At 43.0% G+C, this 20,722-nt stretch carries 18 protein-coding genes; 6 read left to right on the forward strand and 12 right to left on the reverse strand.

Annotated features, from left to right (window positions below):
• From DVG78_RS30465 to DVG78_RS29125, 3 genes are all read left to right on the forward strand, one after another.
• On the forward strand, window positions 1–208 hold a 208-nt coding region (locus DVG78_RS30465), incomplete at its 5' end, for a hypothetical protein (protein ID WP_229598349.1).
• Between the two features lie 302 nt (window positions 209–510).
• Window positions 511–1,284 carry an alpha/beta fold hydrolase gene (locus DVG78_RS29120; RefSeq protein WP_114065703.1) on the forward strand — a complete coding sequence of 258 codons (774 nt, stop codon included), beginning with the start codon at window positions 511–513 and terminating at the stop codon, window positions 1,282–1,284.
• A gap of 138 nt (window positions 1,285–1,422) precedes the next feature.
• Entirely contained in the window at window positions 1,423–2,247 is an 825-nt protein-coding gene (locus DVG78_RS29125) for a lysophospholipid acyltransferase family protein (protein ID WP_114464535.1), read from the forward strand.
• Window positions 2,248–2,259: 12 nt separating this feature from the next.
• Here the strand turns inward: DVG78_RS29125 and DVG78_RS29130 are convergent, their stop codons facing one another.
• Entirely contained in the window at window positions 2,260–2,823 is a 564-nt protein-coding gene (locus DVG78_RS29130; protein ID WP_147277204.1) for a hypothetical protein, read from the reverse strand.
• A 105-nt stretch (window positions 2,824–2,928) separates the two neighbouring features.
• On the opposite strand from DVG78_RS29130, the gene DVG78_RS29135 reads away from it, so the two are divergent.
• Entirely contained in the window at window positions 2,929–4,323 is a 1,395-nt protein-coding gene (locus tag DVG78_RS29135; RefSeq protein WP_114464537.1) for a thioredoxin fold domain-containing protein, read from the forward strand.
• A gap of 56 nt (window positions 4,324–4,379) precedes the next feature.
• Here the strand turns inward: DVG78_RS29135 and gpmI are convergent, their stop codons facing one another.
• The 5 genes from gpmI to DVG78_RS29160 form a co-directional block, all read right to left on the reverse strand.
• Entirely contained in the window at window positions 4,380–5,918 is a 1,539-nt protein-coding gene (gene gpmI, locus DVG78_RS29140; RefSeq protein ID WP_114464538.1) for a 2,3-bisphosphoglycerate-independent phosphoglycerate mutase, read from the reverse strand.
• A 17-nt stretch (window positions 5,919–5,935) separates the two neighbouring features.
• Window positions 5,936–6,427, reverse strand: a complete 492-nt coding sequence (locus DVG78_RS29145; RefSeq protein ID WP_114464539.1) for a low molecular weight protein-tyrosine-phosphatase — start codon at window positions 6,425–6,427, stop codon at window positions 5,936–5,938.
• A gap of 94 nt (window positions 6,428–6,521) precedes the next feature.
• Window positions 6,522–6,836, reverse strand: coding sequence for an FtsB family cell division protein (locus DVG78_RS29150; protein ID WP_114464540.1), 315 nt, complete (start codon window positions 6,834–6,836; stop codon window positions 6,522–6,524).
• 67 nt (window positions 6,837–6,903) lie between these two features.
• A complete protein-coding gene (eno, locus tag DVG78_RS29155; protein WP_114464558.1) occupies window positions 6,904–8,181 on the reverse strand; it encodes a phosphopyruvate hydratase in 1,278 nt (425 codons plus the stop codon).
• Window positions 8,182–8,300: 119 nt separating this feature from the next.
• The gene (locus tag DVG78_RS29160) at window positions 8,301–10,553 is read right to left on the reverse strand and encodes an O-antigen ligase family protein (RefSeq protein WP_114464541.1); all 2,253 of its coding nucleotides are present in this window, start codon (window positions 10,551–10,553) and stop codon (window positions 8,301–8,303) included.
• A gap of 328 nt (window positions 10,554–10,881) precedes the next feature.
• Between DVG78_RS29160 and DVG78_RS29165 the strand changes: the two genes are divergently transcribed.
• Entirely contained in the window at window positions 10,882–11,535 is a 654-nt protein-coding gene (locus DVG78_RS29165; RefSeq protein WP_114464542.1) for a hypothetical protein, read from the forward strand.
• On the opposite strand, the gene DVG78_RS29170 is transcribed toward DVG78_RS29165, so the two are convergent.
• The 6 genes from DVG78_RS29170 to DVG78_RS29195 form a co-directional block, all read right to left on the reverse strand.
• Window positions 11,525–12,682, reverse strand: a complete 1,158-nt coding sequence (locus tag DVG78_RS29170; protein ID WP_114464543.1) for a pyridoxal phosphate-dependent aminotransferase — start codon at window positions 12,680–12,682, stop codon at window positions 11,525–11,527. The two genes, DVG78_RS29165 and DVG78_RS29170, sit on opposite strands and share 11 nt — an antisense overlap.
• Before the next feature lie 58 nt (window positions 12,683–12,740).
• Window positions 12,741–13,898 (reverse strand): site-2 protease family protein, encoded by a 1,158-nt coding sequence (locus tag DVG78_RS29175; protein WP_114464544.1) that lies wholly within the window; start codon window positions 13,896–13,898, stop codon window positions 12,741–12,743.
• Between the two features lie 34 nt (window positions 13,899–13,932).
• Window positions 13,933–14,553, reverse strand: a complete 621-nt coding sequence (locus DVG78_RS29180; RefSeq protein ID WP_114464545.1) for an HAD family hydrolase — start codon at window positions 14,551–14,553, stop codon at window positions 13,933–13,935.
• Between the two features lie 13 nt (window positions 14,554–14,566).
• On the reverse strand, window positions 14,567–15,523 hold the full coding sequence (locus DVG78_RS29185; RefSeq protein WP_114065691.1) for an acetyl-CoA carboxylase carboxyltransferase subunit alpha: 957 nt from the start codon (window positions 15,521–15,523) through the stop codon (window positions 14,567–14,569).
• A gap of 8 nt (window positions 15,524–15,531) precedes the next feature.
• The gene (locus DVG78_RS29190; protein WP_114464559.1) at window positions 15,532–16,974 is read right to left on the reverse strand and encodes an MBL fold metallo-hydrolase RNA specificity domain-containing protein; all 1,443 of its coding nucleotides are present in this window, start codon (window positions 16,972–16,974) and stop codon (window positions 15,532–15,534) included.
• 215 nt (window positions 16,975–17,189) lie between these two features.
• The gene (locus tag DVG78_RS29195; RefSeq protein ID WP_114070137.1) at window positions 17,190–17,666 is read right to left on the reverse strand and encodes an Lrp/AsnC ligand binding domain-containing protein; all 477 of its coding nucleotides are present in this window, start codon (window positions 17,664–17,666) and stop codon (window positions 17,190–17,192) included.
• Between the two features lie 636 nt (window positions 17,667–18,302).
• Between DVG78_RS29195 and DVG78_RS29200 the strand changes: the two genes are divergently transcribed.
• Window positions 18,303–19,535, forward strand: coding sequence for a DUF819 family protein (locus DVG78_RS29200; protein ID WP_114464546.1), 1,233 nt, complete (start codon window positions 18,303–18,305; stop codon window positions 19,533–19,535).
• The last annotated feature ends 1,187 nt before the right edge of the window (window positions 19,536–20,722 follow it).

Here is a 20,722-nt window from a genome sequence, read left to right on the forward strand (position 1 = left end):
AAAGCGGATGCCTCAAAAAAAGAGGATAAGTCTGAAAAACACGACGAGGATAGGTCGAGGTCTTGAAAATCAATCTTTTGCATCCGACAAATTTATGCCTTTTTTCCTTAGCCTGACGGCTATGGTGTTTTCACCGCCACTTTTTTATTTCCCTAGTGTATTCCATTCAGGCGTAATCGCTGTATGTAGTTTGTACATCAACCCTTAAATGGTCTATGTTTCTGTAAGTTATGTTGTAAAAAATATTTTTCGAGATTATGGAATCAAAAAAGTACAATTTTAGTATGTTTGCATACAGATAGAATATTTGCTTTAAAAGCTTTATACACAAATAGTTGTAAAATTTGACTTTCGTTTAGAAAGTGTGGTATTATTCCCTGTTTAACGAAAATATCATAAAAAGGTTGATTTTAAATTAACTATATTTGTGTGTAAGTCGTTGGGAAAACAAAAGAAAACTTTAATTTCCCCTTTGATTTATCCCATATTTTTGAAACTTATTCCTTGATTATGAGCTACTTGATAAAAGAATCTAATGGCTATCGCTACATAGATGAAGGGCAGGGAGAGGTGCTGTTGCTGCTGCATGGTTTGTTTGGTGCATTGAGCAATTGGGACGGCGTCATTAATTATTTCAAAAAAGATTACCGCATCATTATTCCGATGCTCCCCATCTATGAAATGAGTCCCCGTGAAGCGGGTCTGGAGGCATTGGTGACTTTTACGGAAGGATTTGTGGCTTCGCAGGAATTGAAAGATATGACGCTCATCGGGAACTCGTTGGGTGGGCATATTGCTATTCTGTACACACTTACGCATCCTGAGCAGGTCAGACGATTGGTATTGACGGGTAGCTCAGGTTTGTTTGAAAACGGTATGGGTGGCTCGTATCCAAAGCGCGGCAGTTATGAGTACATTTCTGAGCGCGTAGCGTATACTTTCTACGACCCAAAAGTGGCTACCAAAGAGCTAATTGACGAGGTATTTGAGACTACGTCAAGTATTCCGAAATGCATGAGCATTGTTGGAATCGCCAAGTCGGCACAGCGTAACAATGTCGCCAAGGAATTACACAAAATCGAGGCACCGACCTTATTGGTTTGGGGACTGAATGATACCATTACGCCGCCTCACGTCGGTCATGAATTTAACCGCTTGATTTCCAATTCTGAATTATACTTCATCGATAAATGTTGCCATGCGCCCATGATGGAACATCCTGAGCGCTTTAACGAGTTGCTTGACCGTTTTTTGGTCAAACATGCTATTGCTGAATTGGCGTAGCAGCATTGCCGAAGTTTGATTTTCAGTTCTTCTCGAAAATTATTCTTCGGCAATCAATACTCAAAATAGGCATTTACTTGCAAATTTACGGGGTTCTATTACTTTTACGTAGTTGATAGTATTCCAACCCCGTACTCTATGACCTCCAACCGACCCCTTACTCGGTTTAGTTATCTTCCTAAATGGCTCGCTTGGCTCGATTTTCTAGGCCTTCTCGAACGCGACCCCTTCGGTAATTCTCTGTTTATCAAACGAATAATGATTTCCGTTATCGGCTGGTTTACGTATTGGCGTTTTACTGTCGTGAATAAAACCAAAATTGAAGGGATTGAACACCTCGAAGACCTTCCTGAAAACGGGGTGCTGTTTTTGTCCAATCACCAAACTTATTTTGCGGATGTGATTTCGTTTTACCACATTTTTTCCAGTGTAAAATGGGGTTTTAAAAGTACCATTGTGCCTCCGTTGTATTTATTGGCGCCCCGAGCGCGGAGCTATTACGTGGCGGCGAGCGAAACCATGAAAGCAGGTATTGTGCCTAAGTTGTTTGGCTTGGGAGGGGCGTTGACCGTCGAACGCTCATGGCGGGCTGAGGGCCAAAACGTAAAGCGAGAGCGTGATACATCGGCCGCCAATAAGGTTTCACAGGCGCTGGACCACGGGTGGGTTGTGAGCTTCCCGCAGGGAACGACGAGCCCGTACGCGCCCATTCGTAAAGGAACGGGCCATTTGGTGTTGGAAAATCAACCGATTGTGGTGCCCGTTGTTATCAATGGGTTTCGTCGGGCGTTTGACAAAAAAGGACTTCGTTTTAAAAAAAGAAATACGACGTTGAGCATACGGTTCAAAGCACCGATTAAGTTCGACGATTCGATGAGCGTGGAAGAAATTGTAGAATGGGTCCGTAGGGAAATCGAACAGGATATTCCCGAAAAAATGATTTGGATGAAGAAAGAAGAGTAGTCTAGTAATCTTTTAGTTTATCGTTCCTTTTACCGAAAAAGTCTTTTTATCGGTGATGGTTAAATGCTGAAATCCGTTGATTTCGTAGGTTTTAACGAGCCAAACGCCCTCTGGCCGCATCGTACAGGTTAATTGCAGTTTCTTTTCTGAGTCGTACAACCTGTTTTCTTCTTGTAATAAAGCCTCAACCAGCTTGGGCTGTTTAGAGACTTCGTCCAACACAATTTTCAATGATTTTACGGGAAGTGTCTCGCCACTTTTTAGGGTGTAAACGTAAGTTGACGTGGTAGGTTGGGAAATGGTATAGCTGAGTTGGTACGCCTGTTTGTTAAGGTCGGCTTGGGTAAACAACTCCAATTCTTGCCGCCAGTCAATTTCGTTGGTTTGCTTATGCTCCTGTTTATCATCCAAAGACATTTCTTTGTTTACCAAAGGCTTACGCTTGTTCAATTCGCTGATTTGTTTCTCGATAAAGCCTTTGAGGTCAAAGTAATTTTGAACCACTGTCGTATCTGTTGGGTTGGTGCAACTCCCGAAGAATAGTACGAGTGTGAACAGATATAAGAAAGTCCGCATATTTTTTAGATTGTTCAATGATTAACTACCCATTCCTTTAAAAAGTTCGTATTTGATTTCAAATAGATAATCTTTTAAATTGGCCAAAAATCCTCTTTAACAAACATGAAATTACCTTTTTACCTGAGTATTTTGATTCTGGGAATTGCCATTGATGTACATAGCCAAGTTAATTTTGAGCCGAACTTGGGGTGGCCTCAAATATTGGAAAAAGCCCAAAAAGAACAAAAGCTTATTTTCTTACACCTGGAAGACAGCAAGTGCGTTCAATGCAACGAGGTGGCCTCGCAAGGATTCAGTAGTTCAATGATGAAAGAGAAGTTCGCCGTCAATTTTGTAAGCCTTCGTGTGAACGCTGAAACCGCTGAAGGAAAAGAATTGGGGGCAAAATATGAATTGAAGGGGTTTCCTGTGTCATTATTTCTGGATGCGGAAGGAAATATGTTGCACCGATACAATGGCTCCACCAGCGCAGCTCCCACGTATATGCAGCATGCAGATATTGCATTAAGTAAACGTTATGAAAAACCGCTGAGCTTTTACGAGAAAGAATATAAGGCCGGTAACCGCGCCCCAGAATTTCTGGAAGCTTATATTATCAAACGTAAATCAACTTTAATGAATGTTCAGGACTTGCTGGAAGAATACGCAGATGGGTTGCCGACCGACTCCCTGACCAATTTTAGAATTGTTAAGTTTATTTACAATCAAGGCCCTTCCCTTGATAATCGTGCTTATAAACGGGTGCGAGCCATCGTAAACCCAATCCTGATTGACAGTCTCTATCGCTCGGTTCCATTGACCCAAGCGGTAGCGATGAACAATCAAATCATCAATGCTTCGCTGCAAAAAGCCATTCAAAAAAAGGATTTCATGTTAATGCAAGAAGTTGCGGGTTTTGCCCGTGGCACCTACGGAAAAGACCGCCAAAAAGGCCAAAATGCATATACACAAAACTTCCTTAAGTATTATTATGCGGTCAAAGACACGCAAAACTATATTCGTACTGCGTCATATTATTATGATGAACGACACATGCGTATTTCAATTGATTCGCTCAAACAGATGGACCAGCGGGTAATACAGGACCGTCTAAAGTCGAGAAACGTTGGAGATAACCCTCCAGTGGGAATACCTAATGTGCTCACCCGAGAGATGGTGTCGATTTCTCCTCCATCTCAATTTTTTCATATTGAACTTAATCAGGCTGCTTTCTATTTTTGGGAATTAGCCACCAAACCAGATGACTTAGAAAAAGCCCTGTTATGGTCGAAGCGCTCAATGGAATTATTCAGTGAACTAAATGTGGGTAAGAACTCGCCGCTTACAAAAGGGAATCCTAGCTACTTAGATACGTATGCACGTTTATTGTATAAATTGAATCGAAAAGAAGAGGCCATTGAGTGGCAAATCAAAGCCATTGAAGCCCAAAAAGTAACTGGACAATCTTATAGGCACCTGGAAGAGATACTTGAAAAAATAAAAACAGGAAAATTGTAACAATAAAGCTTTGACAAAGGAAAGGGGAGTCCCTTTTCCTTTGCCAAATTAATGAGTTACAACAAGCTAACGCCCGTCATTTCGGCAGGTTGAGGAACTTCCATCAACGCCAAAATAGTCGGGGCAATATCGGCGAGTTTGCCATCTTTGGGTTGGCCTTTGTATTCATTCCCTACAAAAACGCAGGGAACCAAATTGGTACTGTGGGCGGTATTGGGGGTTCCGTCGTCATTGCGCATATAATCGGAGTTGCCGTGGTCGGCAATGATGATTGACGTGTAGCCGTGGGCCATTCCCGCCGTGGCAACGGCCTCGGTGCATTGATCAACGGTTTCGCAGGCTTTGACCACCGCTTCAAAAACGCCCGTATGGCCCACCATGTCGGGGTTGGCAAAGTTGAGGCAAATAAAATCGGCCGTTTCAGCTTCAATTTCGGGGATAATGGCGTCACGAATGTCAAACGCCGCCATTTCGGGTTTTAAATCGTAGGTTTTTACATCTTTCGGCGACGGGCATAAAAGCCTTTTTTCGCCATCAAAAGGCAATTCTCGGCCTCCTGAAAAGAAAAACGTAACGTGTGGGTATTTTTCAGTTTCGGCAATGCGAATCTGCGTTTTTCCCGCTTTTGACACTACTTCTCCGAGGGTATTTTCCAGGTTGTCTTTGTCATAAATGACCTTTACCCCAACAAATGCGTCGTCGTAATTGGTTAATGTCAGGTAATACAGATTCAACTTTTGGGTGCCTTGCTCAGGAAAATCCTGTTGGGTCAACATTTCAGTAATTTCACGTCCACGGTCGGTACGGAAGTTGAAACACAGCACCACATCGCCTTCGTCGATAGTTGCTACGGGTGAGCCATCTTCTTTTACGACCACGATGGGCTCGATAAATTCGTCGGTGACACCCGCGTCGTAGGCTTCCTGTACCGAAGTCAAAACATGGTCGGCGGTACATTGTGCAGTGCCTACTCCTTTAACCATTGCATTGTAGGCTTTTGCCACCCGTTCCCAACGTTTATCCCGGTCCATGGCGTAAAAACGACCCGTTACACTGGCGATTTTTCCCGTTGTTTTGGCCAAATGCTGTTCTAAATCGGTCAAAAATCCGAGGCCGCTTTTTGGGTCACAATCACGCCCGTCGGTAAACGCGTGAACGTAGACATCGCTCAGCCCGAAATTTTGCGCGGTGGTACACAGACCTTTCAGGTGGTTGATGTGCGAGTGAACCCCACCATCAGACACCAGACCGATAAAGTGCACTTTTTTGCCGCTGTTTTTGGCATACGTAAACGCTTCAACCAACATGGGCTCTTGGGCTAAGGTGCCCGTTTCTACGGCCAAATTGATTTTTACTAAATCTTGGTATACCACGCGCCCCGCACCGAGGTTGGTGTGCCCTACTTCCGAGTTTCCCATTTGTCCATCGGGTAAACCTACGGCTAAACCACTGGCTTCCAGTTTGCTATGAGGGTATTGCTCCAAAATTCGGTCGTAAAAAGGCGTATTTGCCGCGATGACGGCGGAGCGGTTTTCTTCGCCGTTTTTAGCGATGCCCCAACCGTCCATGATGATTAAAATGACTTTTTGACTCATTGTAGTGGGTTATAATTTTAGGCTAATTTATGTTCTTTGATTAAGTACTCCAAAAATTGCTCTCCGCAGCGCGTTACGATTTGATAGACATTTTCAAACGCGGCAATGTCTTCGTAATAAGGGTCAGGAACGCCGCTTTCATCGGCTTGATGGTCAAAATTGCGGTAAGTGAAAATGCGGCCTTCTTCGGGATAGAAACCCGTAGAACGATAGCTTTGGGTTTGGATATGTTCGAGGTTGGATTCATCCATGGCCACGATGTAGTCAAAATTGGCAAAATCATCGCTGGATAACTTACGGGCAGTATGCGTGAGCTGAATTCCGTAGTCGGCAGATACACGTCGGGCGCGGCGGTCGGGGAGGGCCCCGATGTGGTAGCCGTGGGTGCCTGCTGAATCGCAGTTGATTTTTTCGGTAAGGCCCTGTTGAGCTACTAATGCTCTGAATACACCTTCGGCAAGCGGAGAACGGCAGATGTTGCCAAGGCAAACAAATAAAACATTAATCATAAGAGGTAGGAGTCAGTACAGAGCAGTGAGTATAGAGTAGTGAAAAATGTATATGCTACTTGCTGTTTCCTACGGTTTTCTCACTTCATATTTGTTACTTCTCAAAAGGTTCCCCTTTTTCATCCACCAGCACAAACACCTCTTCGCTGTCTTTTTTCATGAAGTACTTTTCACGGGCATATTTTTCCATGAGTTTATCATTGCCCAGTGTGCTGGCCTGTTCTTTTTTCAATAATTCAATTTGCTCCACATAATATTCTTTTTGGTCTTCCAACTTCTGTAATTTCCACCAATTTTTGATTTGTTCGGGAATACTGTTCATTTCAAAAAAAAGTAACCAAACCAACAGTCCTACGGCGCTGGCAAGGTAAAAGTTTTTGAGAAAGCGGAAGCGTGACAAAAAATTCATGTTTGGCAAAGGGGAAAAGAAAGAAAGGGTGAATTCACGCGGAATTCACCCTTTCCGATGTTAAAAATTAAAATTTCAATCCTGGGAAATAAGCCGTTTCGCCCAATTCTTCTTCGATACGAAGCAATTGGTTGTATTTGGCCATCCGGTCAGAACGTGACGCAGAACCCGTTTTGATTTGTCCGGTGTTGAGCGCAACGGCCAAGTCAGCAATGGTGCTGTCTTCGGTTTCGCCCGAACGGTGCGACATGATATTTTTGTAGCTATTGCGTTTGGCAAGGTTGACGGTGTCGATGGTTTCGGTCAAAGAACCGATTTGGTTTACTTTTACCAATACCGCATTGGCTACACCCTGCTCAATACCCATTTGCAAACGTTTTACGTTGGTTACAAACAAGTCATCACCCACCAGTTGGCATCTCTTGCCGATGGCGTCGGTGTGTAACTTCCAACCTGCCCAATCGTCTTCGGCCATACCGTCTTCGATTGAAATGATAGGGTATTTGTTGACCCAATCCGTCCAGAAATCAGCCATTTGTGAAGAAGTCAACTCTTCTTTGCTTGATTTTTTGAACACGTAGCGTCCTTTTTCTTCGTTCCAAAGTTCAGAAACGGCGGCATCCATGGCGATAAACATATCCTCACCAGGCTTGTAACCCGCTTTTTCGATGGCAATCAAAATGGTTTCGAGGGCCTCTACGTTGGATTGGATATTGGGGGCAAAACCACCTTCATCTCCCACGTTGGTTGAATATCCTTTTGATTTTAATACGCCTTTGAGCGCGTGGAATACTTCGGTTCCCATACGCAACGCCTGCGAAAAGCTTTCTGCTTTGGCGGGCATAACCATAAATTCCTGAAAATCAATGGCATTATCAGCGTGAGCACCTCCGTTCATGATGTTCATCATCGGTACAGGAAGTGTATTTGCATTTACACCCCCAATGTAACGGAAAAGCGACATGCCTGCTTCTTGGGCCGCTGCCTTGGCTACTGCCAAAGAAACCCCCAAAATGGCATTTGCACCCAGTTTGCCTTTGTTAGTCGTGCCGTCAAGCTCAATCATGATTTTGTCAATCAGATTTTGCTCATAAATGGAAAGGCCCAAAAGTTCAGGATAGATGAGTTCATTGACGTTTTGAACCGCTTTCAAAACTCCTTTTCCCAGATATACACTTTTATCATCGTCACGGAGTTCGACAGCCTCGTGTACGCCTGTAGAAGCACCTGAAGGAACCGCCGCGCGGCCTAAGAAACCATTTTCGGTGCGAACATCCACTTCTACAGTGGGGTTACCGCGAGAATCAAGGATTTGCCGAGCATGTACCGATTGAATTGTACTCATTTGCAGGTAGGTTTTGTTAAAAAAATTATTGGTTTGAAAAATTAAACACAAAGTAAATAAAAAATAAAAGGCATTGAAAGAAATTCGTCGTTTGACAGAGCTTTTTCAATGGGATGTAGCTATAATCCGGGAAAATAATTAAAATACCGAGTCAACGTTCCGACCGGTATTTTTCCTTCGCTCGCTTTTAAGCCCAAGTCGACACACTCCGCGATTAATTCATGTTCATTTTTCAAAGTCTTATTCTTTAAATAATGATTTGCGTAGCTGTTATAGGCGGTTCTGATTTGGACTTTGTCATTTAGTTCCGCCCCGATTTGTGCCCATTGTAAATAGGTATCTTGTTTAAAAACGATACGGTTGTCAAACGGCGTCTGATTAATGAAATCAGCCAATTCTTGCAGGCGATTGGCTTCTCTAAACAAGACCCTAAGTACGTGCAGGTAGTCGACCCAAACATTTGTTTTAACAGTTTTTAGTAGTCTTATACTTTCACTACTCTTATCTTGTTTCATCAAAAGATAGGCTTTGTATATGATGGGCACTTGATAGGTGGTGTCAAGCTGGTGTACTTGATTAAATATCGCTAATGCGTTATCAAATTGACTATCTTGAAGATAAAAGATCCCCAAATCCAGTAAGTTGACTTGCCTTTTGGGGGCAATTTGGGCTAGTTTTCGGTAAGTTTCGATGCCTACTGAATGACTAATTCCTGAAAATTGAATAAAACCTGCCTGCGACAAGAGCACGGGATGATTGGGGTGTTCGTCTAAGGCGTTTTTCAGGATAGAATTGGCTGATTGAGCATACAGGTTTTTGGTTTCGATGGGCAGGCCACTTTGAAATACGTCATTATGTTTGAGAGCGTACTGTACTGCCGCGTCATATTTGCCGATTAGTGCCTGCTGAAAGGTTTGTTCATGTTGAGTAATCATTGCTTCCATTTCATTTTGCTTGTAAGCACTCGTGAGTTGCCGATTTGTACTGAAACTAAGTATTACAAACTGCTTAAAAACGGTAAGCAACAGTAGGGAAATGACGATTTTTAAAACAAGACAACTCTTGGAAGAAAGATGCGTCGTAAAATGAGCTTTGTATGGTATGTGTTTGGTGACAAACGCCGCCAATCCAAAGAATCCTAAAAGGCTGACTAAGCTATCAAAACCAAAGGAAAGGAACGCCAAATAAGCCACTAAATAACCGCTTAATACACTTTTCTGCCATTTTGATAACCTGCTTTTAGGGTGCCATATTAAATAAAAAAAAGCAATGATGACCAGCAAGTAAGTGAGTAGTCCTAGCCAACCGGTTTGGATAAGTTTGTCCAAAATAAAGTTGTGGGAACTATCGTACCAAAAGCCAGCACCATGCAAATTAGGGGTATAGTGACTTATATAAAAATAAGAAAACGATTCTTGCCCCCATCCCCAAAAAGGGCGGTCATTGATGCCCCCGAGAGCCATTTTCCACAAATTCAATCTTGTGTTGACGGTTTTTGATTGGGTGCTTATATCGGTCATCCTGTTTAGTGTATCATTATTTTTGACCCAGGGCGCCTCTCGTTGAACATACAAAACACAAGGAATCAATAAACAAAGGAGTAGGCTGACAATGAGCCTTTTTCTGTTAGATTTATTCTGTGCTATTTGGGCTATTATCATTGTAATTATGCCTGCTCCCGAGGCAAGAATACCTGAGCGGGTTTTGGTAAGAAGTAATGTATAGATGAGCAGGAACAAAGCCGTAATAATACCCGCAAAACCAACCTTAAAAAGCCCCGATTGAATGTTGTATACGGTTTTTTCTAATGCTAAAAGTAAGATGAAAAAGACAGTAAGCAGGTAGCCCGCAAAATGCATCGGATTGGACAAAAGTGATTGAATCCGTTTGTCGGCAAATTTATCTTGTTCCTGTAATCCAAAAATGCACAAATAGACTGTAACTAAAGTGATTATGATAATGAGGTAAACCCATTGTTTCTGAATGAAAGAGGCGCGGCTGAAAAAAAGATAAAAACCAACAAGGTGTACCAGGTTGACAAATCCCATCATTCGCTCAAAATTGGAAAATAGATTAAGTCTAATATCTTCTCCAAAAAGGTTGGCGATTAATACAATAAATGTGTGAAGGATAATGCCGGTTGTCAGTGGGGACTTATCAAGGGCAATGCTTGGGCCTTTCCACTTCAAGCACATTACTAGCAGCATCATATCTGTAATGCCCCAAAAAAAGAGCGTTCGGTGGACAATTGTACCGTAAATGGCTGTTTTGGAGTGAATTAAGGGTGAAATAGCAACCAGTGCAATCAAAAAAAAAGCTATCCAAGAAGAGGAAGTTACTTTTGAAGACGTTTGAGGTGTTACTTCAGGCATGATGGTTAGACTGGGAAGTAGGCTGTAGAGAATTATGGGGCTTAGCACACAAATAAAGTCAATATAAATAATTGTAAAAAGAAAATGTATGCTTTTTAGTCTAAAAGTTATCTAATGGTAGTTTTATTAAAAAAATACAATTGTATTATTTGGTGAAAGTGTTATTTAAAACAAATAATATATCGAAAATTAATTCTATACATATTGTTTATATTGATTATGTTTATATATTTGGTATAAAGTACGGCTATTTTTTGCTTTTGTAAAGGCTAAACAATAGCTATTCTTGAAATAGTTTTATTTTATACACCACATTATTATTAGTAACATGAAAAAATTTCTACTAAGCCTGGGCTTGGGGTGGATGGTATTGTCTACACATGCCCAATTGAAAGAACCTTGGTACAAAGGACAGGTCGTACTGGTCACCGGAGAACACTTGGAAGGAGAGATTATATTTGCGGCCGATGTTGAGGTGGTATCTTTAAAAATGCCCAACGGTACTCTAAAGGCGTTTAATGCTTCTCAAGTTGAATCGTTTGTTTTTTGGGACAATCGTCAGAATTTTAATCGACGTTTCAAAACGAGTGTATTGCCCGATAGTAAACGGGAGGAGATTGTCGAAGTGGTTTTTGATGGACCGCTTGAAGTGCTGAGGTGCATAAAATACAGCAAGAACAATCGCGGTCGACATTTTAATAACTATTTCCCCGAAGAAAGAGTGGACCACAACGTCTATCGTTACTATGTCCACAACGGGCTTTATCAGTCTACAATGGAGGAGTTTCTCAGGAAATCATTTCATCAAAAAACGGTCCGTTGGCGCAACCAACTTGACGTATTTAGAACCCGCAACGGATTGGACAACAGCACCGAAAGCTGGCTACGCCTATTTGAGTTCTTCAACGCGTTGGAAGAAGAACGAATATTACGGCAATTCCCGTTAGAAAAAGGGGAACAAACAGAGGTAGTTATGCTTTAAGCCGCTGAACAGCCTGCCAAATTCGTTCGGCCGACATGCACAGCGACAAGCGTATATAACGTTGACCTTTGGGACCAAAAATAAAGCCCGGTGCAATAAAAATGTATTTTTGGTATAACAATTCATCGACTAACAGTTCGGCCGAAGCGATGGTTTCGGGTAGTTTTGCCCACAAAAACATCCCTTCTTGGCTTTCGTCATAGGTACAATTCAGGGCATCCAAAAAGGCTTTTGCGGCATCTAGTCTACTGCGGTAGAGCTCGTTTTGGGCCTGATGCCATTGGTCGGTGTTTTGGAGGGCAGCAGCAGCGGCTTGTTGAATTCCCAAAAACATACCCGAATCCACGTTGCTTTTGATGGTTAATATCGCATCAATGTAGGCTTTAGCGCCAGATAGCCAGCCCACGCGCCAGCCCGCCATGTTGTGCGATTTGGACATGGAGTTGAGCTCAATGGCCACTTCTTTAGCGCCTTCAATGGAAAGTAGGCTAATGGGCGGTTTCTGATTGAGAATCAGACTATATGGGTTGTCGTGACAGAGCAGTATTTTGTGTTGGTACGCAAACCTTACGGCATTTTCAAACAATTCTCTGGTGGCTGGTGCACCCGTTGGCATGTGCGGGTAGTTGAGCCAAAGCAGTTTCGTTTGTGGGCCTACCAGCGAATGCATGATTTCCCAATCTGGCTGCCAGCCTTGGTCTTCGAGCAAGGGGTATTCGATGACATTGGCGCCCACCATTTGACTCACGGCGCGGTAAGCAGGATAGCCAAGTTCGGGCACCAAGACCTCATCGCCCGCGTCTAAAAACGTCATGCTGATGTGGGTAATACCTTCTTTGGAGCCAATCAAAGGTAAAATCTCGGTTTCGGGGTCTAATGTAACTCTGTAGATTCTTTGGTACCATTGCGCAATGCCTTGGCGCAAGGTTGGAATCCCTTTGTAAGATTGATACCCATGACTGCCAGCCTGTAAAGCAGAACGATGAAGGGCTTCGATGGTGGCTTCGGAAGGCGATTGGTCGGGGTTCCCGATACCCATATTAATAACATCATGCCCCGCCGAAATGAGCTTACGGACTTCGGCGAGTTTGACTGAAAAATAATATTCTTGCGCTTGGGTAGCGCGTTGGGCGAGCGAAATAATCATTGATGTGACGTTGGACGATAGACCTAAGCTATTGGAAGCCTTATGCTTATGTCCCAATTTACATGATAACAAACGGCTTTGGACTGAAACAAAGCACAAAGATAAGTAAAGTCAGCCAACCTAAAATTTGACGGGTACGATTTAACGGCAGAATATCTTCGGTGGGAGGGTGATGAACGCCCAAAATACGCCCTAATATAAATCCAAAAACCAAAAATTGAGGGTAGCCCTCCCAGGTGGGAAAGAGCATTGCAGCACCAAACTGAATGGCAACCGACAACAACGCCAACATCCAGCTGGTGAGTGGGTTTTCGTCGGTAATGCGACTGAAACAGATTTGTAAAAAGAGAATGTACAGGCCCAATGAACCGATTTTTTGCCAAAAAGCGCCGTTATCGGCAATGGCAAATTCGTCGGGGCGGTACGAACCTAAACCCGCATACGTGATAAAAACAAAGAAAAGGATTGGCGCAACAATTTTAAAATTTTTGCCGCCGATGAGTCCGTACAGCACGTGCCCGCCGTCTAATTGACCAATTGGGATGAGATTGAGCGAAGTGAAAAACAACGCTAAATATCCCGCCAAAATCAGCGGATAGTGCATGATTTCTTGCGGAGGAGGCAAACGAGTAGGGTCAGCTACGTAGTTTTTAAAGAAGGAAAACAACAGGTTGTCACCTAATAAAATATTGCCCGAAGTGTTTTGATTGGCATACACCACACGGGCAAAACCCATTCCAAATTTTTGGTATTCGGGGTGGATTTTGAAAATATAATCCAGGGTTGGAAGGGTGGCAAATCCATACCATAGAACTCCCACCGCAACCACGAACCCTGCCAACGGGCCAGCAATGCCGATGTCAAAGTATTTTACCCGGGAGCGAATAAACTCTTTGATGCGGATAAATGCGCCCAAGGTTCCGATGGTCTGCCCAAAACCAAGCCAGAGCGGGATATAATAGGGAAGGGTGACGCGAACATGGTGGCGTTTTGCCGCAAAATAATGTCCAAATTCGTGCACGGTCAAAATACCAAGAAAAGGAATGGAGAATCGAAACCCTTGCCAAAATTCAGACCATCCAAGGGGATTTTCAATCTTGAAAAAAGGTAAATCAAACGGCCGTCCAAACATCCATTCCGCACCCGACAGCGAGGTCGTTGCCAATGTAACAATGAAAAGGGAAATTTGCAGGAATAGGGTGCGTTGATTTTTCATAATGCTTGATTAAAAAAAGGAAAGGGGCAACGCATTAATAATCACGCAGATATTCCACAATGGAGGTGGGTTTTTGAACGTGGATGGTTTGAATACCGCACTCGGCCGCGGCGCGAATGTTGTCGAGGTTGTCGTCCAGAAAAAGGGTTTCGTTTGCTTCGATACCCGCGTTGCTTAAAACCTGTCGGTAGATGTCATGATGTGGTTTCATGATGCCCATTTCGTAAGACAGGAACAATTTTTCGAACAAATGACTCAAATGTTCTATTTCAGCCGTACGATGCAAAATAGCGTTTACCTCATCAATGTGAATCGCGCTTGTGTTGCTCAACAGGAATAATCGATAGCCCTTTTGCGCAAGTTCCTGAATCTTATGAATACGTTCAATGGGTATATCAAGCAACAGGGAGTTCCAAGCCGTATCAATTTCGGCGTCAGTCCATTCGGGGGTTTGAAACAAATCCCTCACGAAACTGCGAAAGGCGAGAGGGGTTAAATTGCCCGTTTCAAATTTCTTAAAAACGTCGTTTTGTTGGATAAGTGAGTGGACGTTATCCAACGATTGATTGCTTAATTCCGCAAACGAACTTGCAGCCCTTGGCACATCAATGTTGATGATAACGTCCCCTAAATCGAAAATGATATTCTTAATCATAAAGCGTACTTGCTTACTCACTGAAAACGCCCATGGCGCAAAACTTGTCAATGCGTTGGTTGATGCGTTCTTCGGGGGTTAATTGCTGGAGTTCTTTAATATGCCCTAAAATGGTTTTTTTGAGGGTTTCGGCCATCGTTTTATGGTCCAAATGGGCGCCACCAAGCGGCTCTTCCACAATACCGTCAACCAAACGAGCCATTTGCATGTCCTTAGCCGTTATTTTCATGGCTTCGGCGGCTTGTTCTTTAAAATTCCAGCTACGCCAAAGAATGGTTGAGCAGTTTTCGGGCGAAATGACCGAGTACCACGTATTTTCGAGCATCAATACCCGATCACCGATGGCAATGCCCAGCGCACCACCCGAGGCACCTTCGCCAATGACGACGCATACCACGGGCACTTTGAGCATGAACATTTCTTTGAGGTTACGCGCAATGGCTTCACCCTGTCCGCGCTCTTCGGCTTCGAGTCCTGGGAAAGCACCTGGGGTATCAATCAACGTTACGATAGGCTTGTTGAATTTTTGGGCTAAAAGCATGAGTCTTAGGGCTTTGCGGTATCCTTCTGGATTCGCCATTCCGAAGTTACGTTGCTGACGTTGCTTGGTATTGCGTCCTTTTTGTTGACCAATCACCATCACCGTTTGACCATCCATGTTACAGAATCCACCCACCATCGCAGGGTCATCGCGGACGGTACGGTCGCCGTGGAGTTCAATGAATTCCTCACACATCAGCTCAATATAATCGAGCGTATACGGTCGGTCGGGGTGGCGCGAAAGTTGTACCCGTTGCCACCGAGTAAGGTTTTGGGCGGTATCTTGCCGCAGTTGTATAATGCTGTCTTCGAGTCGGGCTACCGCTTCTGAGACATCTACTTGTGTCGTTTCGGCCAATTTTTTGAGCTCTATAAGCTTTGATTCAAGGTCAGCCACCGGTTTTTCAAAATCTAAATAAGTTGTTGGCATAGAGTTGCTTACAATTCAAATGTTTGTCCCTTTTGGGGAATCTCAATGTTTTTGTAACCGACTGATTCTAGGGTTTCCTTAAACGCCTCCATACTTGGCGTTTCTCCGTGAACAAGGAATACTCTTTTCAAGTGGTCGGGCGATTGCTTTTGGACAAATTCGACCAAGTCGTCGCGGTCTCCGTGACCGCTAAATACGTCAATTTTTTCGATATTGGCCAATACTTGTTCGTCTTTGTCCCGGATGCGTAGCGTGGTCTGCCCGTTCATCAAGCGCCAGCCCAGCGTTCCTTCGGCGCAATATCCAATCAGCAAAATAGTACAGTAAGGATTGCTAATGTTCTGAGCCACATGGTATTCCACCCGTCCGCCCTGTATCATTCCCGAAGATGAAATGATAATACAAGGCTCGGCATGATTAGAAATACTACGGCTTACTTCCGTTTTTTCGACGTAAATTAAATTTTCAAAATCAAACAGCGATTCGTTCTCTTCCTGAAACTCACGCGCCTCCCGATTGAGCATCCGGATGTTTCGTTGATACACCCTCGAACTCTCAAAAGCTAGGGGGCTATCGGCAAAAACTTTGATGGGAGGGAGGTTATGTTCGTTGTAAAGTTTATTGAGCGTGTAGAGCAAAGCCTGCGTTCTACCAACGCTGAAAGAAGGAATAATAAGCCGTCCGGGAATGTCAACGCACGTACGCTTTATCACATCGGCCAATGCTGCTTCTGGACTGAGATTGTTTTCATGGACGCGATTGCCGTAAGTAGACTCGCACACGAGGTAGTCTACGGGTGGTAGAACGCCCGGGTCAATTAATAAAGGATAGCCTTTTCGCCCAATATCTCCCGAAAAACCGATGGTTTTTTTTTTGCCGTTTTCCCATACTTCAATCAAAATATGAGCCGCACCCAACAAATGCCCTGCTGGAACAAAGGTAACAAAACACTGATCGGCGACTTTGAACCGGCGATTAAACGCCAATGGAACGAAGTTTTCGAGCGCGTCTTTTACTTGTTTTTCCAAGTATAAATCTTTGGGCAATTCTTTTTTCTTGCGTCCTTTTCGGTATTTTTTTTGATTGTCGGCGCTGTTGATGGCGTTTAGCCGCTTTTGATTAAGCATGGCGGCATCTTTCAGCAGAATGGCCGTTAAACCATAGGTAGGGTCGGTACAAAGCACTTGGCCCTCGTATCCGTCGCGGTACAAGTTGGGGATATTTCCCGAATGGTCAATGTGGGCGTGGGTGAGCAATACAAGATTGATGACAGATGCATCAAACGGGAACAAGGCATTGGGAAATGGGCTGGCTTCTTTGGTGTTACGCTTACGATCACCGCTCTCAAAATCGGAACCACAATCAATCAAAATCCGATAATCATCATCTAATTCGAGGAGGTACATGCTGCCCGTTACTTGTTGGGCAGCCCCCCAAAACGTTAATTTCATATATGTCAGATGCCCCGATCCCAAGGGGAGTTTTGTTTCATTCTTCAACATAATGGGACAGGCCTATTGCATAAGGCATTGAAGAATGGATTACGCAAATGTATCAAAAACTACGTAATTTTGGTATTTTACCAATAGAACCGCCTCGGATTTCTTACGCACCAACAATTAACTATCTGCGACGGAGAAGTGTTCAGAGGACAGGATATTTGATTTTATACATCCAACGGAATGGAGCGCGCAATGCGCTCTTCGAGAGAGATAAATGTTTCGGTACGTTGAATACCACTGACTTTTTGAATCTTATCGTGTAACACCTGCCGAAGGTGCTGGGTGTCACGACAAACAATCTTGGCAAAGATACTGTAAATGCCTGTTGTATAGTGAATATTGACTACTTCGGGGATTTTTTCGAGCTGCACTGCCACGTCTTCATACATCGAACTTTTATCAAGGTAAATTCCTAAAAATGCGCTAATGTCCCAGCCCAATTTTGTTTGGTCTACCAAAAGTTGTGCTCCTTTGACAATGCCTAATTGTTCTAATTTTTTCATACGCACGTGTACGGTGCCCCCAGATACGTGTACGCGCTTGCCTATTTCGGTGTAAGGAAGATGGGCGTCATCGAGTAAAATAGCGAGAATTTTAAGGTCGGTTCCGTCAATTTTATCAATTTCTAAATTTTTGTCCATGATGAAGTGATAAATTTTGATTTCTTTCAACAAAAATGCCGTTTTGTTGAAAGAAATCAAAATTTTTAAAAATATTTATGTAAAATTTGCAATAAATAAGAAACTCTATTAATTTTGCATTGTCAATTTACCGAAAAGCAGCGCTTAGTCAGTAAATTCAAAAAGTAAAGTTCTTTTATACTGTAGGATGATGAAACTTGGCAGCCATGCCCTCCTGTCTCGGGGGTGGTGACAACAGGACAAACACGATATAATGCCGGCACTCTAGTCGACTGGGGTAGACCACCAAACTTTGTATCGCGGCTAACTGCACCGTGGGCGGTTCGAATCCCCCTCCTACAGCAAGCAAACTCAGGCAGTGCCAACTGACTGAATCGTATTGAAGGATAGCTTGTTGGATTGTATCTATTTCCACTTGTTATCCTTTTAAAATATAAAGTGACGTGTCGTATTGACACAATCTCTAAAAATAAAACTATTTGGTTTTTAGTTTGTTGATGAAGTGTAATTGCGACACGCAGGCTCAACTTTGAGGCCTGTGTGTTTTTTTTGTGCCCAACAAAGACCGCAGAGATTGGGACGAGTGCAAAAGTTTCCTTTGATTTGCATTTCATTCTATCCTAACCTTCTATACACATGATTCATTCCGACGCGGCAGTGCTTGGTCTTCTTTTTGTAGTTTTGGCACTTATTTTTCACACCGCTTCGCTCAAAAATCCCTTCTGGCAAAAATTTTACGGAATTGTGCCGCCCTTGTTGCTCTGTTATTTTGTGCCAGGGCTTTTAAATACGTTTGGTGTAATATCGGGTGAAGAATCAAAACTTTATCCCGTGGTTTCACAGTACTTGTTACCCGCTTGTTTGGTCTATTTTACCCTCGGTATGGACTTTAAGGCCGTTGTGAAACTTGGCCCGAAGGCATTGATGGTGTTTCTGGCCGGAACTTTAGGAGTTATGGTGGGTGGCCCCTTGGCGGTTGGGCTGGTGAAAATCATAAACCCAGAGATAGTGGGAGGTGAGGGCGCCAATGCGGTTTGGCGGGGATTGGCCACCATTGCTGGAAGTTGGATTGGGGGTGGAGCAAATCAAACGGCCTTGAAAGAAGTGTTTCAGCCCAGCGACCGTTTGTTCTCGCAGGTAATTGCGGTAGATGTCATTACGGCTGAAATCTGGATGGCGGTATTGATTTACGGAGTTGGGTTTTCGGCACGCATCGACCGGGCCTTTAAGGCGGATGTATCGGCCATTGATGAATTGAGAAACCGACTCGATAGCGAACAGAAAGCCTCGCAGCGGATTTTTAGCCTGCGCGATATCGTCTTGATTGCGGCGGTCGGATTCGGTGCCACGGGTTTGTCGCATCTTTTGGCCGATTTTATTGCTCCTTTAATCAAAACAAACTATCCTTCGCTTGAAAAATTGAGCCTTACTTCTACTTTCTTTTGGATAGTCTCAATTGTTACGTTAATCGGTATTCTTTTGTCATTGACGCCGCTTCGCAAACTTGAATTTGCGGGGGCATCCAAAATAGGCTCACTGTTTCTGTATCTTTTGGTCGCAACGATCGGAATGAAAATGGATTTATTTGCGGTAGCCGAAAATCCCGGACTATTTTTGGTGGGCATTATTTGGATGTTGGTCCACGTCATCATCACGCTTAGCGTGGCAAAACTGGTGAAAGCGCCTTTTTTCTTTACGGCGGTGGGCTCACAGGCCAATATTGGTGGTGCGGCTTCGGCGCCTGTCGTTGCGGCGGCTTTTCATGCTTCATTGGCTCCCGTTGGGGTTTTGCTCTCAATTTTGGGCTATGCCTTAGGGACTTATTGCGGATATTTAACGGGTCTTATGATGCAATGGGTTGCGTCATAAGACCCGTGAGGGAATTACTTATGGGCTAGGGAGTACCGTGTGCTGTACATCAATTAAATAGATAAAAACGCCGCTGGCAACTATCGCATCGGTAGTATTTTAGGGGTAAAAAGAATAAAACACTTCGTACAAAAAGAGGGCGCCTTCGTCGGTCAATGGCAATAGATTTACAATAAGGGCATTTCTGCTCTTTAGTAGGGGTTAAAATGGGCGATTCCATAATGTTGAGTTAGGTTATTGGTACTTTTATTTAAGGAACGTATATAGCTATAACGATTCTTTCAATTCATCGTACTACCCAAGGCTATACTTTTAATTAGAAGATGCTTTGTGGTAGTAATAAAGTACAATATTTTTTAATCTGGGAATTGGGTGAAATGGCTATATCTAAAATACTTTCATGGATATTTTGTTGGCACTATAAAAAGTTTCAGGGATATATATTACAAACTTACAGTTTAATATGACATTTTGCAAGCGTATACTTTTTTTTTAATATCCTTTTCGGTAAGATATTGTTAGGGTTAAGTTTTGATGGGAAGACCTCTTATTTTTATTGTTTTAAGGTTTTTAGGCCAAGTTAATGCCAAATAAATGTACCTATTTACTTTAATGTTATTATTTCTATATTTTATTGACTCTATTTAAGTGTGTGTTTAAAGTATGCTTTTTAGTGTACTGTTTTTAATATCTTTTGATGAAAATAGGCGGTTAAAAGTTGGTTGCTGTTGATGTTGTTGGGTTTAAAAAAAATGAAGGACAACATCTAAAATTTGAAATGCTTCGTATATATGTTATATTTCATAACGTTGAGTAATACTTCCAAACCTGCATGACCATGTCGTGCAGGTTTTTTATTGAGATGAAATCGCCTGTACGCTGGAGTTTTACTTCCTGACAATCTCATCAAAATGCATATCTTCTAAAAATGAATGTATACCAATAGGTCTATTTGTGAATACTTGAAGGATGGGAAATTAATAAGGGTGATTAATTCGGGTGGTGTATTGTAAGATGTTGATTATTAAAGGTAAGAGGCACTGTTTTATTTCTTTTTTTGGGTGTTTGTGTCACATTATTTTTAAAACACTGACTTTTGTCAGTAATGTTAGCATGTCTGTTTTGGATATTTATTGTGATTCTAATTCGGTATATAAATTAGAGTTTCCGCAGGTGCTTTATTTCAA

Origin of the sequence: Runella aurantiaca (assembly GCF_003339505.1) — a bacterium.
GTDB classification, from domain to species: Bacteria; Bacteroidota; Bacteroidia; order Cytophagales; family Spirosomataceae; genus Runella; species Runella aurantiaca.